Origin of the sequence: Enterobacter sp. C6 (assembly GCF_008122455.1) — a bacterium.
Taxonomy (GTDB): domain Bacteria; phylum Pseudomonadota; class Gammaproteobacteria; order Enterobacterales; family Enterobacteriaceae; genus Enterobacter; species Enterobacter pseudoroggenkampii.
In genome coordinates, this window is sequence record NZ_QPFW01000163.1 from 1 (window position 1) to 15,815 (window position 15,815).

General features: G+C 55.9%; 16 protein-coding genes and 1 tRNA gene. 13 read left to right on the forward strand and 4 right to left on the reverse strand.

Features of this window, described 5'->3' with window-relative positions:
- Nucleotides 1-235 precede the first annotated feature (235 nt).
- Nucleotides 236-1,039: a 2,5-didehydrogluconate reductase DkgB gene (gene dkgB, locus DOU50_RS04365; RefSeq protein ID WP_090418144.1), complete on the forward strand. Its 804-nt coding sequence runs from the start codon at nt 236-238 to the stop codon at nt 1,037-1,039.
- Nucleotides 1,040-1,067: 28 nt separating this feature from the next.
- Here the strand turns inward: dkgB and yafC are convergent, their stop codons facing one another.
- Nucleotides 1,068-1,973, reverse strand: coding sequence for a DNA-binding transcriptional regulator YafC (gene yafC / locus DOU50_RS04370; RefSeq protein ID WP_032646938.1), 906 nt, complete (start codon nt 1,971-1,973; stop codon nt 1,068-1,070).
- 104 nt (nt 1,974-2,077) lie between these two features.
- Between yafC and DOU50_RS04375 the strand changes: the two genes are divergently transcribed.
- From DOU50_RS04375 to DOU50_RS04385, 3 genes are all read left to right on the forward strand, one after another.
- Nucleotides 2,078-3,253 (forward strand): MFS transporter, encoded by a 1,176-nt coding sequence (locus tag DOU50_RS04375; protein ID WP_048990299.1) that lies wholly within the window; start codon nt 2,078-2,080, stop codon nt 3,251-3,253.
- A gap of 136 nt (nt 3,254-3,389) precedes the next feature.
- The gene (locus DOU50_RS04380; RefSeq protein ID WP_024909448.1) at nt 3,390-4,190 is read left to right on the forward strand and encodes an endonuclease/exonuclease/phosphatase family protein; all 801 of its coding nucleotides are present in this window, start codon (nt 3,390-3,392) and stop codon (nt 4,188-4,190) included.
- A 75-nt stretch (nt 4,191-4,265) separates the two neighbouring features.
- Nucleotides 4,266-5,039, forward strand: a complete 774-nt coding sequence (locus DOU50_RS04385; RefSeq protein ID WP_048990296.1) for a class I SAM-dependent methyltransferase — start codon at nt 4,266-4,268, stop codon at nt 5,037-5,039.
- A 52-nt stretch (nt 5,040-5,091) separates the two neighbouring features.
- Here the strand turns inward: DOU50_RS04385 and mltD are convergent, their stop codons facing one another.
- Nucleotides 5,092-6,456, reverse strand: a complete 1,365-nt coding sequence (mltD, locus tag DOU50_RS04390; protein ID WP_148768886.1) for a murein transglycosylase D — start codon at nt 6,454-6,456, stop codon at nt 5,092-5,094.
- Between the two features lie 68 nt (nt 6,457-6,524).
- Nucleotides 6,525-7,283: a hydroxyacylglutathione hydrolase gene (gloB, locus tag DOU50_RS04395; RefSeq protein WP_090418137.1), complete on the reverse strand. Its 759-nt coding sequence runs from the start codon at nt 7,281-7,283 to the stop codon at nt 6,525-6,527.
- Nucleotides 7,284-7,315: 32 nt separating this feature from the next.
- On the opposite strand from gloB, the gene DOU50_RS04400 reads away from it, so the two are divergent.
- Nucleotides 7,316-8,035, forward strand: coding sequence for a class I SAM-dependent methyltransferase (locus DOU50_RS04400; protein WP_024909452.1), 720 nt, complete (start codon nt 7,316-7,318; stop codon nt 8,033-8,035).
- On the opposite strand, the gene rnhA is transcribed toward DOU50_RS04400, so the two are convergent.
- The gene (gene rnhA / locus DOU50_RS04405; protein WP_161798576.1) at nt 8,032-8,610 is read right to left on the reverse strand and encodes a ribonuclease HI; all 579 of its coding nucleotides are present in this window, start codon (nt 8,608-8,610) and stop codon (nt 8,032-8,034) included. The two genes, DOU50_RS04400 and rnhA, sit on opposite strands and share 4 nt — an antisense overlap.
- Here rnhA and dnaQ point away from each other — a divergent pair.
- The 8 genes from dnaQ to DOU50_RS04445 all read left to right on the forward strand — a co-directional run.
- Nucleotides 8,564-9,295 (forward strand): DNA polymerase III subunit epsilon, encoded by a 732-nt coding sequence (gene dnaQ, locus DOU50_RS04410; RefSeq protein ID WP_055726119.1) that lies wholly within the window; start codon nt 8,564-8,566, stop codon nt 9,293-9,295. The genes rnhA and dnaQ overlap by 47 nt on opposite strands.
- A gap of 132 nt (nt 9,296-9,427) precedes the next feature.
- A tRNA-Asp gene (locus DOU50_RS04415) sits at nt 9,428-9,504 on the forward strand.
- Nucleotides 9,505-9,883: 379 nt separating this feature from the next.
- On the forward strand, nt 9,884-10,603 hold the full coding sequence (locus DOU50_RS04420; protein ID WP_024909454.1) for a FadR/GntR family transcriptional regulator: 720 nt from the start codon (nt 9,884-9,886) through the stop codon (nt 10,601-10,603).
- Entirely contained in the window at nt 10,600-11,613 is a 1,014-nt protein-coding gene (locus DOU50_RS04425; RefSeq protein ID WP_148768887.1) for an ABC transporter ATP-binding protein, read from the forward strand. The genes DOU50_RS04420 and DOU50_RS04425 overlap by 4 nt, the downstream gene beginning before the upstream one ends.
- A complete protein-coding gene (locus DOU50_RS04430; protein ID WP_148768888.1) occupies nt 11,610-12,692 on the forward strand; it encodes an ABC transporter ATP-binding protein in 1,083 nt (360 codons plus the stop codon). Before DOU50_RS04425 ends, DOU50_RS04430 begins: the two co-directional genes overlap by 4 nt.
- A 2-nt stretch (nt 12,693-12,694) precedes the next feature.
- Entirely contained in the window at nt 12,695-14,209 is a 1,515-nt protein-coding gene (locus DOU50_RS04435) for an ABC transporter substrate-binding protein (RefSeq protein WP_194266125.1), read from the forward strand.
- Between the two features lie 18 nt (nt 14,210-14,227).
- The gene (locus DOU50_RS04440) at nt 14,228-15,169 is read left to right on the forward strand and encodes an ABC transporter permease (RefSeq protein ID WP_015571382.1); all 942 of its coding nucleotides are present in this window, start codon (nt 14,228-14,230) and stop codon (nt 15,167-15,169) included.
- A gap of 2 nt (nt 15,170-15,171) precedes the next feature.
- A partial coding sequence (locus tag DOU50_RS04445) for an ABC transporter permease (protein ID WP_148768890.1) occupies nt 15,172-15,815 on the forward strand: 644 nt, incomplete at its 3' end.

Genomic DNA, 15,815 nt, shown 5'->3' on the forward strand with positions numbered 1-15,815 from the left:
AGCGGTAGTTCAGTCGGTTAGAATACCTGCCTGTCACGCAGGGGGTCGCGGGTTCGAGTCCCGTCCGTTCCGCCACTTATTAAAAGCCCTGAGCTAACGCTCAGGGCTTTTTTCTTATCTGACGTTTAATTATTGCGAAATTAGCAAAAATCCTCTGCGTTTTGCGATCTTTTTCTCTATAACACCGCCAGCGATAATCGTCCTCAGTTTACGAACATAACGATTGAGGAATATTATGACTCTCCCTGCATTTGGTCTTGGCACTTTCCGCCTGAAAGACGACGTTGTTATCGCATCAGTTAAAACCGCACTCGAACTGGGCTATCGCGCAGTTGATACGGCACAGATCTATGAAAACGAAGCTGCCGTTGGACAAGCTCTCGAAGAGAGCGGTGTACCGCGTAATGAGCTGTTCATTACCACGAAAATCTGGATTGAGAATCTCAGCAAAGACAAGCTTATCCCTAGCCTGAAAGAGAGCCTGAAAAAACTGCGTACTGACTACGTCGATCTGACGCTGATCCACTGGCCATCACCAAACGATGCCGTCTCCGTAGAAGAATTCATGCAGGCGCTGCTGGAAGCGAAAAAGCAGGGCTTAACCCGCGAAATTGGGATCTCCAACTTCACCATTCCGCTGATGGAAAAAGCCATTGCTGCTGTTGGTGCAGAAAATATTGCGACCAACCAGATTGAACTGTCTCCATACCTGCAGAACCGCAAAGTCGTAGACTGGGCAAAACAGCACGGGATCCACATCACCTCATACATGACTCTGGCCTACGGTAAGGCGCTGAAAGATGAAGTGATTACGCGTATCGCTGAGAAACATAGCGCGACTGCCGCGCAGGTGATTCTGGCATGGGCAATGGATGAAGGTTATGCCGTGATCCCATCTTCAACTAAACGTGAAAACCTGGCGAGCAACCTGTTAGCAACGGATCTTCACCTGGATGCTGACGATAAAAAAGCGATCGCAGCCCTGGAGTGCAACGATCGTCTGGTTAGCCCGGAAGGCTTAGCGCCTGACTGGGACTGATATTAACCCCCCTCTGTACTCTAAACCCTCACACAGCTCCTCCGGGAGCTGTTTTTATATGTTCGCTCAGGAAGTCAATAAAGGCTCGTATGCGCGTGCTGACCGCTCTGTCACTGTAATAGACCGCACTAAAAGGCATCTCGACCGGCAGACGCTTATCGGCCATTAACTCCACGAGCTCACCGCGCGCAATTTCTTTATCAATCATGTAATCCGATAAACAGGCGATGCCATTCCCGGTAAGGCACAGCTGCTTCAGCGTTTCCCCGCTGTTTGAGGATAATCCGCAGGTAATTTCATGAAGTTGACCATCATGACAGGCGACAGGCCAGGTGTTCAGCGACACCGGCTCCGTAAAGCCAAGGCACAGATGCTGCTTCAGTTCTTCAACCGTCTCCGGTTTACCATGTTCAGCAATATACTCTGGTGATGCGATAATTTTGCGGTAGCTGGCAAACAGAGGGCGGGCACGCAAGCTTGAATCGGTCAGGGTTCCTGCCCGGATAGCCACATCCACTTTACGCTCGATGAGGTTGATAAACGTCTCTGAGGAGACCAGAGAGAGCGTCATCTCCGGATAACGTTCGCGGAAAGGTTTAATCAGCGGCATCAGAAAGTGAAGCACCACCGGCGTGGCCGCATCAATGCGCAGTAACCCACGCGGCGTGCTGCGGGTCTCCATAATCTCCGTCTCCGCTGCAGCCATCTCCTGCAGTACCGACTGCACGCGGCGAAAATAACGCTCTCCTTCTTCCGTCAGGCTCAGTTGACGCGTCGTTCGGTTGAGCAGACTCACCCCAAGCTTCATCTCCAGCTTTTTTACCGAGCGGCTAATGGCTGAGTTAGCCTGTCCCAGCTGTTCGGCCGCGCGGCTAAAGCTGCCGCTTTCGACGACGGCGACAAAGATTGTCAGCTCTTCTGACGTTGCTTTCATTGTTGCACCACCCGCAAAATTCTATTGATATTTTGACCATTTTTGTTATTTAAGCACTGGCGCATACTGCCTGTCATCTTAATCCTGATGATACGGAGTATTTTATGCCACTGGCGCTTCTTGCCCTGACGATCAGTGCCTTTGCAATTGGCACTACCGAATTTGTTATCGTGGGGCTGGTTCCCACCATTGCTAACCAGCTTGCGATCTCGTTGCCTTCCGCCGGGCTGCTGGTGTCCATCTATGCCCTGGGCGTCGCCGTCGGTGCACCCGTGCTGACGGCCCTGACCGGACGTTTTCCGCGTAAGCAGCTGTTAGTCGCGCTGATGGTGCTGTTCACCGCCGGCAACGTGTTGGCCTGGCAGGCACCGGACTACACAACGCTGGTCATCGCTCGTCTGTTGACCGGCCTTGCACACGGGGTGTTCTTCTCGATTGGTTCTACTATTGCAACCAGCCTGGTACCCAAGGAGAAAGCGGCGTCTGCCATTGCGATCATGTTCGGTGGGCTGACCGTCGCTCTTGTTACGGGCGTACCGCTGGGCACGTTTATCGGACAGCACTTCGGCTGGCGTGAAACGTTCCTGGCCGTCTCCTTACTGGGCGTCATTGCCCTGGTGACCAGCCTGCTGCTGGTACCGTCGAATATTCCTGGCCGGGCCAGCGCCAGCCTGCGCGATCAGCTGAAGGTGCTCACGCATCCGCGCTTACTGATCATCTATGCGGTCACGGCGCTGGGCTATGGCGGCGTATTCACCGCCTTCACCTTCCTGGCACCGATGATGCAGGACCTGGCAGGCTTCTCCCCCAATGCCGTGAGCTGGATTTTGCTGGGATACGGTATTTCCGTTGCGATTGGCAATATCTGGGGCGGCAAGCTTGCGGATAAGCATGGTGCGGTACCGGCGCTGAAATTCATCTTCGCCGCCCTGGTTGTTCTGCTGATGATTTTCCAGTTCACGGCTTCGCTACACTACGTCGCGCTGGTCACGGTGCTGGTCATGGGGATCTTTGCCTTTGGTAATGTGCCCGGGCTTCAGGTTTACGTTGTCCAGAAAGCCGAGCTCTATACGCCAAATGCGGTGGATGTGGCATCGGGTCTGAACATTGCCGCATTTAATATCGGCATCGCGCTGGGCTCCATCATTGGCGGACAAACCGTAGAGCATGTTGGATTAACTCAGACCCCATGGATTGGCGCGGTGATTGTCCTGGTCGCCTTCCTGTTGATTGGCCTGAGTGGACGTCTTGATAAACCCGCTCGTGTCGCGCTGGGATAAAATCAGTAAGTGCTTGCTTACAAAACTGGAAAGCGGTTTCTCAGAAATTGCGTTGAAAGTATGACCTAAAGTCCCTATAACATTAGAACCAGTCCGTTTTCCGGGCTGGTTCATGTTACAGAGGCTGTTTCCAAAAGTGCGAAAAAATACCTATGCCATGCGTTATGTTGCCGGAATGCCCGCGGAGAGGATCTTGCCTCCGGGGTCATTTGCGAGCATAAGCCAGGCATTACCCGCCGGCACTCCGTTAAGCAGCGATGAAAAAATCCGTGTGCTGGTGTGGAATATCTTTAAGCAGCAGCGTGCAGAGTGGTTATCGGTCCTCAAGAATTTTGGCAAAGATGCCCATCTGGTTCTGCTCCAGGAGGCGCAAACCACCCCTGAGCTTGTCCGGTTTGCCACCACGAACTATCTTGCCGCCGACCAGGTGCCTGCATTTGTTCTGCCACAACACCCCTCAGGCGTGATGACGCTTTCAGCAGCACATCCCGTCTATTGCTGTCCTCTGCGCGAACGTGAACCTATTCTGCGTCTGGCAAAATCGGCGCTGGTGACGGTCTATCCGCTGCCGGATACCCGTATGTTGATGGTCGTGAATATCCACGCGGTCAATTTCAGCCTGGGCGTGGATGTCTACAGTAAGCAGTTACTTCCCATTGGCGATCAGATTGCGCATCACAGCGGGCCCATTATTATGGCGGGCGATTTCAATGCCTGGAGCCGTCCACGCATGAACGCGCTGTATCGCTTTGCGCGCGAAATGTCGCTGCGTGAAGTTCGTTTTAGCGATGACCAGCGCAAAAAAGCCTTTGGTCGTCCTCTCGACTTTGTCTTCTATCGTGGTTTGAGCGTGCATGACGCCTCTGTTCTGGTGACGCGCGCCTCGGATCATAACCCTCTACTAGTCGAATTCAGTCCCGGCAAACCTGATAAATAATGGTGTGTCAGGTCTGCCGTGGGGCAGGCCTGCGCGGGTGCTGCCCTTTATTTTCCACTCACAAAGGACAGTACAATGACAACAACACACTCCCATCATGACAACGTAGAAAAACAGTTTGGTTCTCAGGCAAATGCCTACCTGAGCAGCGCAGTGCATGCTTCTGGCCGCGATCTGGTGCGTCTCGGTGAACGTCTGGCGGCATTCCCGCAGGCCCACGTGCTGGATTTAGGCTGCGGGGCAGGGCATGCCAGCTTTACGGCTGCACAGCATGTCGCGCACGTTACCGCGTATGACTTATCAAGCCAGATGCTGGACGTCGTTGCCGAGGCGGCGAAAGCTAAGGGGCTGGACAACATTGATACGCGTCAGGGCTATGCCGAATCATTACCTTTTGATGATGCGTCGTTTGAGGTGGTGATCAGCCGTTACTCCGCGCACCACTGGCATGATGTTGGCCAGGCATTACGCGAAGTCAGACGTGTTCTGAAGCCGGGTGGCATCTTCATTATTATGGATGTGATGTCCCCTGGACATCCGGTGCGCAATATCTGGCTGCAGACGGTGGAAGCGCTGCGCGATACCTCGCACGTGCAAAACTACGCCGGCGGAGAGTGGTTGTCATTTATCACTGAAGCGGGGCTGATCGCGCGTGCGTTGATTACAGACCGCTTACCGCTTGAGTTCAGCTCGTGGATCGCGCGTATGCGCACCCCGGAAGCATTAAGCCAGGCAATCAGGCTGTATCAGGAGAGTGCGTCCGCAGAGGTAAAGGCATACTTTGAACTGCAGGACGATGGCTCGTTTACCAGCGATACCATCATGGCTGAAGCGCAAAAAGCGGGATAAACAAAAAAGGCACCGAGGGGAATCGGTGCCTTTTTATCTTTCGATCGTGCTATCAGGAGTCTGGCGTCGCGCTGTTCTTCACAAACAGCGTCAGCTGGTCGCCAGGTTTCAGATTGTCAGTATCATTGTTCCAGCGCATCACATCCTTGATGTTCACGCCGTGTCGTTTTGCGATACTGGACAGTGAATCGCCCTTGCGCACGCGATAGGTAATGCTATCACTGTTGCTGGCGAGACGCTGTGCGCTGCTACCTGCACCTACCGTCAGAGTCTGACCCACTTTCAGGCCTGAACTGCGCAGGTTATTCCACTGCTGCAGATCTTTTGCATTCACGCCAAGACGTGACGCAATGCCCGAAAGCGTATCACCTGAACGAACCTTATAACTGCGGCTGTTAACTGATGAGACATCCGCGATCAGCGTTGACTGAACGGCGGCGATTTCACCCGAAGCTAAAGACTCACGTAACTGCTCAGCATGTTTCTGCGGAACCATTACATACTGCGGGCCACTTGCCCCCAGGGTTGAGCCTTTAACGCCAGCATTAAAGGTTTTCAATTTACTTACCGACATACCCGTCATATCAGCAACCTGTTGAATATCAACCGGATTTCTGAGGCGAACACGCGCCAGTGCACGACTTTCGTCTGGTGTTGGCAGTTGTACACCGTAACGCTTGCTGTTCTTGAGAATATCGCTCAATGCCAGCATTTTCGGTACGTAAATCTTTGTTTCCTGTGGCAGTGAGAGCGACCAAAAATCGGTGGATTTACCCCGTGCTTTATTCGCTTTCATTGCCTTCAGTACACGACCTTCGCCGCTATTGTACGCTGCGACCGTTAACAGCCAGTCACCGTCAAACATCTTGTTCAGACGTTGCATCATGTCGAGAGCGGCTGTCGTTGAAGCGACAACATCGCGACGCGCATCATAGTTGCGGGTCTGTTTCAGACCATAGTTTCGCCCGGTGCTCGGAATGATCTGCCAAATGCCTGCGGCATTGGCGCCAGACGTCGCGTGTGGGTCAAAAGCGCTCTCCACTATGGGTAGGAGTACCAGCTCCATAGGCATGTTACGTTTCTTAACTTGCCCGGCTATCCAGTACATATACGGCTCTGCCCGTAACGTTACATCGTGGAGATAGCTCTTATTACTTAAATACTTCTGTTTCTGTTCGCGAATCCGGGTATTTTCCGGAATTCCCATCTTTAGCTCGTCGCCAATAGAGGTCCACAAGTCTTGATCCTGCGCGAAAGATGTTCCATCGTCCATCCAGCGCGCCGAACTTGCAAACTTCCCTGCTTCCCCTTGACCAGCTGCAGAAAGGCTCTGTGCGTGCTGTTGTACGTTGCTGCCGTTCTGCGACTGGCAACCTACAAGCAGGACAGAGGCGAGTAATATCGCTTTTGCCTTCATGTGTGTGTCAATAGTTGCTTAAAAGACGAGCGATAATAACGGCGAAATTTTGAAAAGGCAACCCGCAATTATCTGAAGTTATCTTTCTTTGACCTTAACCATGCAAATCGCTGTTCTGGTTGTTGCAAATTTGTTTCTTGGTTAATTTTATTAATTAAATCAAGATCATCTGTTCGTAAAAATAAATTAATTTGGCGCTCATTTTTCAGAATTACGGGTAGTGTTTTTTGGTCTTTTGCACGTAACTCCTTCACTTTGTGATAATAATCCTGAATCGCCCGATCCTCGGGTAAGAGGCTCACGGCAAACTTCATATTTCCTAATGTATACTCATGGGCGCAACAAATAATGGTGTCATCGGGTAACGCATTAATCTTCTGTAAAGACTGGTGCATTTGAGCTGGCGTGCCTTCAAACAGTCTTCCGCAGCCTCCGGAGAACAACGTGTCGCCGCAAAAAAGATAAGGTTTACTGTAGAAACACAGATGTCCCAAAGTGTGACCTGGTGTAGCAAATACGGAAAACTCCCACTCGCGTATGAGGATAGTTTCGCCTTCTTCGACTACTTGCGTGACGCCCTTATCTTGTGCCTCCGCCGGTCCGTAAACCACCAGATGCGGAAAATGAGCGCGCAGTTCAGGCACGCCGCCAGTATGATCGTGATGGTGATGCGTCAACAGAATGGCTTCCGGCTGCCAGCCGTTCTCTTTTATTGCGCGCAGAACGGGGGAGGATTCTCCGGGATCGACAATGACGCATCGGCGATCGTCGTCAACCAAAACCCAGATGTAATTGTCCTCAAAGGCTGGAATACTGATAAGATTCATACATTACCTCTTATAGCGTGGCGGGTGTTTTGATGAAACCGGCAAGGATACCTCAGACTGTCGCAGCACCGGAACGTTGGGCGGAATTGCCCTGGGGTGAATACTATCGCGAAGCGTTAGAACAACAGCTGAAGCCCTGGCTTGCGAAGATGTATGGCTTTCACCTGCTTAAGATTGGCAATCTCAGCGCGGAAATCAATACCGAAAGCTGCGCTATCTCGCATCAGGTCAACGTCTCTCTCGGCGGAGCGCCGGTTCAGGTGAAGGCAGACCCGTTGCATCTGCCGTTTGCAGAGAAATCCGTTGATGCCTGTTTGCTCGCCCACACGCTGCCCTGGTGCAGCGATCCGCATCGTCTGCTTCGCGAAGCCGATCGCGTGCTGATTGATGACGGCTGGCTGGTACTGAGCGGGTTTAATCCGCTAAGCCTGATGGGCCTGCGTAAGCTGGTACCGGTACTACGCCGGGCCCCACCTTACAACAGCCGGATGTTCACCATGATGCGCCAGCTCGACTGGCTTTCGTTGCTGAACTTTGAAGTGCTCTGCTACGGTGGTTTTCAGGTGCTGCCCTGGGCGCGGCAGGGGGGCGTTGTACTGAGTACCCACCTCCCCGCGTTGGGCTGTTTGCAGTTTATCGTCGCGCGTAAGCGAACCATTCCCCTTACGCTTAACCCCATGAAGCAGAGCAAGTCGAAAACGCCCATCCGCCAGACCGTCGGCGCCACGCGGCAGTACAAAAAAACCGATTAAACGTCGGGCTGATAGCCCGCATCTTCATGAGCGGGATTGGATGCCGCAGCACGCGCCAGTTCGTCGCAGCGTTCGTTTTCCGGGTGGCCTGCGTGGCCTTTAACCCACTCCCACTTAATCTGGTGCTGGCCCAGCGCAGCATCAAGACGTTTCCAGAGATCGACGTTCTTGACCGGTTTCTTATCGGCGGTTTTCCAGCCGCGTTTTTTCCAGTTGTGGATCCACTGGGTAATCCCCTGGCGCACGTACTGACTGTCGGTGCTTAACACCACGTCACAATGTTCTTTTAACGCCTCCAGCGCCACGATGGCCGCCATCAACTCCATCCGGTTGTTGGTGGTCAGAAAATAGCCTTCGCTAAAAGTTTTTTCGTACTGGCGATAGCGCATAATCGCGCCGTAACCGCCGGGTCCTGGGTTACCGAGACAAGATCCATCGGTGAAAATTTCTACCTGTTTACGCATCTCTGGTAGACTTCCTGTATTCGAAACGTTCAGTAAAACGATAAGTCTGACATAAATGACCGCTATGAGCACTGCAATTACTCGCCAGATTGTCCTCGATACCGAAACCACCGGTATGAACCAGATCGGCGCGCACTACGAAGGGCATAAGATCATCGAGATCGGCGCCGTTGAAGTGGTGAACCGTCGTCTTACGGGGAACAACTTCCACGTCTACCTCAAACCCGATCGGCTGGTGGATCCGGAAGCGTTCGGCGTTCACGGGATTGCCGATGAGTTCTTGCTGGATAAGCCGACGTTTGCGGATGTCGCTGACGAGTTCCTGGAATATATCAAGGGTGCCGAGCTTGTCATCCATAACGCCTCGTTCGATATCGGCTTTATGGATTATGAATTCAGCAAGCTTAATCGTGATATCCCGAAGACGAACACCTTCTGTAAGGTGACGGACAGCCTGGCGCTGGCAAGGAAGATGTTTCCCGGCAAGCGTAACAGCCTGGATGCGCTCTGCTCGCGCTACGAGATAGACAATACCAAACGAACGCTCCACGGGGCGTTGCTCGATGCCCAGATCCTGGCGGATGTCTATCTGACGATGACCGGCGGGCAGACCTCAATGAAGTTCAGTATGGAAAATGAATCCCAGCAGACGCAAGGCGAAGCGGGCATTCAGCGTGTTGTCCGTCAGGCAAGCCGGTTGCGGGTTGTTTTAGCCAGTGATGAAGAGCTTCATAACCACGAATCCCGGCTTGATCTGGTCCAGAAGAAGGGCGGTAGCTGTATGTGGCGCGCCTGAAAAAACGCCGGAATGCCTGTAAAATCATCGTTTGGGCGATTTTTGCAGCAAACGATTCAAAACGCGAGAAAAAGCGTTGACGAGATCGGAGGCGCACCGTAATATGCGCCTCGTTCCCCAAACGGGAACAGTGGAGCGGTAGTTCAGTCGGTTAGAATACCTGCCTGTCACGCAGGGGGTCGCGGGTTCGAGTCCCGTCCGTTCCGCCACTATTCAGAAGGCCTGAATCAGAAATGATTCAGGCCTTCGTCGTTTCAGCATTCTGTAATCTCATCCCCTCAACTATCGTTAACAAAAAGTTAATATCTATGGTGCAATTAATTAACAATTGCACAAATATAGTGCGTTATCTGCACTGATATTGTGCATTTAACCACCATTCCTCTCTTCAGACCTCAGTCAGAATGTGTCTTTCTGTAAAAATAATTCACGCAGAATCATTTGGTTATCTCCCGCTTTCCAAAAAATAACTGAACCAATTGCGTATTGGTTTGGTTATTGCTTAATCATTAGCACGATAAGCTTCATTTCATATCAATAACTTATCGTTAATAAAAATAAAATTATGATGAAAGCGAGCGAACCAATATGGAAAAACCGTCACGGTTTCTGGCCAATTCCAGCACCGCGCTTGAGCAGCTGCGCGGGCTAATCAACCAGCATGAGTCAACACCAGGCATACCGCTGCCCACGGAACGTGAGCTGTCGGACACTCTCGGCGTAGGGCGACGTGAAGTGCGTCGTGCGCTGGACGTGCTGGAAGAAGAGGGGCGCATCTGGCGTAAGCAGGGCAAAGGGACCTTTATTGGTCCGGCGGCACCTGTTGAACCGCTGGCCCTTCAGGGATTGGTTCAGCAGACCAACCTTCTGGAAGTGATGGAAGCTCGTCTACAGCTCGAACCCGGCTTAGCCCGGCTTGCGGCACTGCGTGCCACCAGGGAAAACCTCGCGCTCATGCAGCGCATGCTGGAACGCATCGATAAGGTCAGCCCGGATGACCGCGATCTCAACGAACTGTGGGATAGCGCCTTTCACCGGGCAATTGCCGAGGCGGCGGGCAACCGTCTGATGCTCGGCCTGTTTGATGCCATTGATGCCGTGCGGCGTGAACCGGGCTGGCAGCATCTGCGCGAGCTGGCACGCACCCCCGAACGTGTCGACAGCTATAACGACCACCACCACAAGATCATGGCTGCGATTATCCATCGCCAGCCAAATGAAGCCGCGGCCGCCATGCGCGAACACCTGCTCAGCCTGCAAACCGCCCTGATTCAGGCGATCCACCTCGAGGACGACTTCACGCCATGACGACAATACCCTTTAAGGACGCCACGCCCGTATTGCGAGTGCAAAACCTCAACGTTACGTTTGCTGGCTCGCCGGTTAGCGTGCTTGATGGTATTTCTCTGACCGTCAGGGCGGGCGAAACGCTGGCGCTGGTGGGGGAGTCCGGCTGCGGAAAAAGTATCACCTCACTGGCGCTGATGGGGTTACTGCCCGCCAGCGCACGTATCGTTAGCGGTGAGATGCAGTTTCGCCGCCACGATCTGCGCAAGCTCTCACCGCGCGAATATGCCGATCTGCGCGGCAGCGAGCTGGCGATGATTTTTCAGGAGCCGATGACCTCGCTCAATCCGGCGTTTACGCTGGGCGATCAGCTTAGCGAAGCGGTTATGCGACACCAGAACGTCTCGCGCGCAGAGGCGATGAAGGTCGCGCTGCAGATCCTCGAGAAGGTACAGATCCCGGCGGCAGAGATGCGCCTGAAAGCGTATCCCCACCAGCTTTCCGGCGGCATGCGCCAGCGCGTGATGATTGCGATGGCGCTGATCAACCATCCCAAACTGCTGATTGCCGACGAACCCACCACCGCGCTCGACGTCACCATCCAGGCGCAAATCCTTGCCTTACTCAACGCCTTAAAAGAGGAAACCGGCACGGCGGTGCTGATGATCACCCACGATTTAGGCGTGGTGGCAGAAGTCGCCCAGCAGGTCGCCGTGATGTATGCCGGGCAGGTGGTGGAGCAGGGGAGCGCGGAGGCTATTTTTGCCGATCCGCAGCACCCGTACACCATCGGCCTGATGGGCTCGATTCCTTCTCTTGGCGCACGTAAGGGCCAGCTCTCCACCATTCCCGGCGCGGTCCCGCTCCCGGAATCCATGCCGAAGGGCTGCCGTTTCGCGACGCGCTGCCCGTTTGCGCAGACGCGCTGCCACGCTGAAAAACCGCAGCTCACCACGCTCGGCGCGGGCCATCAGGTCGCCTGCTTCCGCGTGCCGCTCGAACAGCACATTGCCCAGGGAGAAATCGCATGACCACGCCCATTCTTGAAGCCCGTGACCTCAGCAAGCTTTTCCCCGGCCCGAAAAAACTCTTTACTCCGGCACGGTTTGTCACCGCGGTCGATCGCGTTTCGCTTGCCGTGATGCCGGGCGAAACGCTGGCGATCGTCGGCGAGTCCGGTTCCGGAAAATCCACGCTTGGCCGTCTGCTGCTGCGCCTGCTGGCCGCCAGCGAAGGGCGCGTGTTTTACCAGGGGGAAGAGATCACGTATGCCTCGGGGGCGCGCCTCAATCAGCTCCGACGCGAGCTGCAGATCATCTTTCAGGATCCCTTCGCCTCCCTGAACCCGCGCATGACGGTGGAGCAGATCGTCGGGGAGCCGCTGTGGCTGCATCAGAACATGAAAAAAGCGGATCGCCAGTACCGCGTTGCCGAGCTGCTTAAAACCGTTGGCCTGCCCGCCGCCTGGGCCGGCCGGTATCCGCACGAGTTTTCCGGCGGGCAGCGCCAGCGTATCGGCATTGCGCGCGCGCTGGCCTCGGGACCGAAGCTGCTGCTGGGTGATGAGCCGGTATCCGCGCTGGACGTCTCCGTTCAGGCGCAGGTGGTCAACCTGCTGGAAAGCCTGAAGCACCAGCTAGGGCTGACGATGGTGATTGTCGCCCACGGCCTGGCGGTGATCCGCCATATGAGCGACCGCGTGGCGGTCATGTATCTTGGGCAAATCGTCGAGCTTGCCACCGTGGATGAGATTTTTGACGCGCCGCTGCATCCCTATACCCAGGCGCTGATCGCCTCGGCGCCGCAGATGCAGCCAGGCATTGAGCGAGATGCGCCGCTGCTGCAGGGGGATCTGCCCAACCCAGCCAGCCCGCCGTCCGGCTGTCGTTTCCACACCCGCTGCCCGTACGTCACCGACGAATGCCGTCAGGTCGAGCCGATCAATCAGGTGCTCGACGGCGGGCGTCAGGTTGCCTGCCACCGCTGGCAGGAGATCAACCGCGATCGCAGCGTTATCCAGATTGCACCGCCATCCGCCGCTTTTCTGCGCCGCCGCGCGCTGTTTGAACACGCGGCCACTCACTCGTCCCTTCCTTCAAGGAACTCATGATAATGACAATGCGTAATTCTCTTTTGACCGTACTGGGAAGTGTTATGTTGCTTGGCGCGGCGCTGCCCGCCCATTCTGAAAGCGTGCTGCGAATCGGTCTGGGCGCTGACCCGGACATGCTCGACCCGCATCTGGCGCGCACCTACTATGGCCGCTTCGTGTTTGCCTCCCTGTGCGACAGGCTGGTGGACGTGGATGAAAATCTGAAGGTTGTTCCCGGTCTGGCTAAAGACTGGGCGTGGAGTGAGGATGGTAAAACCCTGACGCTCAATCTGCGCGAAGGCGTCACCTTCCACGACGGAGAGAAATTCGATGCCGCCGCGGCAAAATATAACCTCGACCGCGCCCTGACCCTGAAAGGCTCCCTGCGTAAAAGCGAGATCTCCTCCGTTGAATCGGTCGAGGTCACCGGCCCAATGCAGATTGCGCTGCACCTGAAGACCCCCGATGCCGCGCTGCTGATGCAGCTCACCGACCGCGCGGGCGCGATGATGGCCCCCGAGGCGGCGAAAAAGCCTGACTTTGCCGCCCATCCGGTCTGCTCCGGCCCGTATAAATTCGACAGCCGCGTGTCCCAGGACCGTATTGTTCTGACCCGCTTCGACAACTACTGGAATAAAGACGCCTACCACTTCGACAAAATTATCTATCTGCCGATCCCGGATGCCTCCGTGCGTCTCGCGAACCTGCGTGCGGGCGATCTCGACCTGACCGAAGGCATCGCCGCCAGCGATGTGAAAACCGTCGAGGCTGACAGCAAGCTGGCGCTGGCGAAGGTAACGGGCTTGGGCTATCAGGGCATCACCTTTAACATCAACAACGGCAAGGTGCCGGCGAACGATCCGTTCAAAGATGCCCGCGTGCGCGAAGCCTTCTCGCAGGCTATCGACCGCGATGCGTTAAACCAGGTGGTCTTTGAAGGGCTCTACACCCCGGCCAACCAGGCGTTTTCACCGGTCAGCCCGTATCACGTCAACCTGCCGGTGCCGCCGCGTGACGTCGACAGAGCCAAAGCGCTGCTGAAAGCCGCCGGTGTGACCACGCCGCTGACCGTCAACCTGCTGGTGCCGAACAACCCTACCTCGCAGCAGGTGGGACAGGTGCTGCAGGCGATGGTGGCCGAGGCGGGCTTCACCCTGAACCTGCAGATGACCGAATTCGCCACGCTGCTGGATCGCCAGCAGAGCGGTGACTATCAGCTGAGCTTCTCCGGCTGGTCGGGACGCCCGGATCCGGACGGCAGCATCTACGGCTTTATCAACAGCAAAGGCACCCTTAACGACGGCCGCTACAGCAACGCGCAGGTTGACGAATGGCTGACCCAGGCACGCCAGAGCACCGACCAGGCCGCGCGCCAGCCGCTGTACGACAAGGTGGTGAAGCAGCTGCAAACCGACATGCCTATTGCCTACCTCTACTTCGAGCCGCGCATTTTCGGCCTGAACAAAAGCGTGCAGGGCTTTAAGCCTTACCCGGACGGCATCGTGCGTCTGGCGGGTTTGACGCTGGCGAAATAACCGTCCTGAGGAGAGCCCATGCTGGAACTGATTTGCAAACGTCTGCTGCTGGCCGTCCCGACGCTACTGCTGGTGAGCATGATGGTGTTCGGGCTGCAAAAGCTGCTGCCCGGCGACCCGCTGATCGCCATGGCTGGCGAGGAGCGCGATCCGGCGGTCATCGCTCAGCTGCGTGCGGAGCTGAACCTCGATGCGCCGATCCCCGTGCAGTATTTCCACTGGCTGACGCGGGCGCTGCAGGGGGATCTGGGCGTCTCCTTACGCACGCACGAGCCGGTGACGCAGCTGATTGCCAGCAAGCTGCCGGTCACGCTGGAGCTGTCGCTGCTGGCGATGATTATCGCGCTGGTGTTTGGCATCAGCATGGGGATCCTCGCGGCTGTGAACAAAAACAGCTGGGTCGATCACGGGGCGAACTTCGTGGCGATCTCGGGGATCTCGATCCCGCACTTCTGGCTGGGGATCCTGCTGATTCTGGTTTTTTCGGTGAACCTGCAGTGGCTACCCGCCTCCGGCTACGTGCCGTTCAGTGAAGATCCGATCCAGAACCTGCGTACGCTGCTGCTGCCCGCGTCCGTTCTCGGAACGGGCCTCGCGGCAACGCTGATGCGCCATACCCGCGCCTCGATGATTGCCGTGCTGAAAGCGGATTACATCCGCACCGCGCGCGCTAAGGGGCTGCTGCCGAAGGCGGTGATCTTAAAGCACGCGTTTCGCAACGCGCTGGTGCCGGTGATTACCCTCACCACGCTGCTGTTTGGCGAGCTGCTGGGCGGTGCGGTGCTGACCGAGCAGGTTTTCACCATTCCGGGCTTCGGCAAGATGATCGTCGACTCGGTATTCAACCGTGACTACGCGGTGGTGCAGGGTGTGGTGCTGATCGTGGCAATCGGCTTCCTGATGCTCAACCTGCTGGCCGACGTGCTCTACGTCCTTATCAACCCGAAAATGCGAGGTTAACCATGGCGGAACTGACGACGCAAACCGTTACGCCCGCGCTGCCGCGCGCGCAGAACCGGGTACTGAAGAAATTCCTCGGCAATAAAAGCGCGGTGATTGGCGCGGTGGTGGTGGGGTTCTTTGTGCTGGTGGCGCTGCTGGCGCCGTGGATCGCCCCGTTCGATCCGGTGAAAGCCAACTTCCTGGCGGTGCGCAAAGCGCCGTCGGCGATGTACTGGTTCGGCACCGACGAGCTGGGGCGCGACATCTTATCCCGCATTATCTGGGGGGCTCGCACCTCGCTGATGGCGGGCTGTATGTCGGTCGTTATTGCGGTGGTTATCGGCGTGCCGCTGGGGCTGGTGGCGGGCTACTTCCAGAAGATGTGGGACGGCGTGATCTCGCGCTTTATCGAGGCGCTGCTGGCCTGTCCGTTCCTGATCATGGCGATCGCGCTGGGGGCATTTTTGGGCCCAAGCCTGACCAACGCGATGATCGCCATTGGCCTCTCCGCGATGCCGATCTTTGCCCGCCTGACGCGCGGCCAGGTGATCGCCATTCGCAACGAAGAGTATATCGACGGCGCGCGGGCGATTGGCCTGCCGGATCGCTGGATCATCATTAAATACGTCCTGCCCAACGTGATGTCGCCGATCCTGGTGCAGGC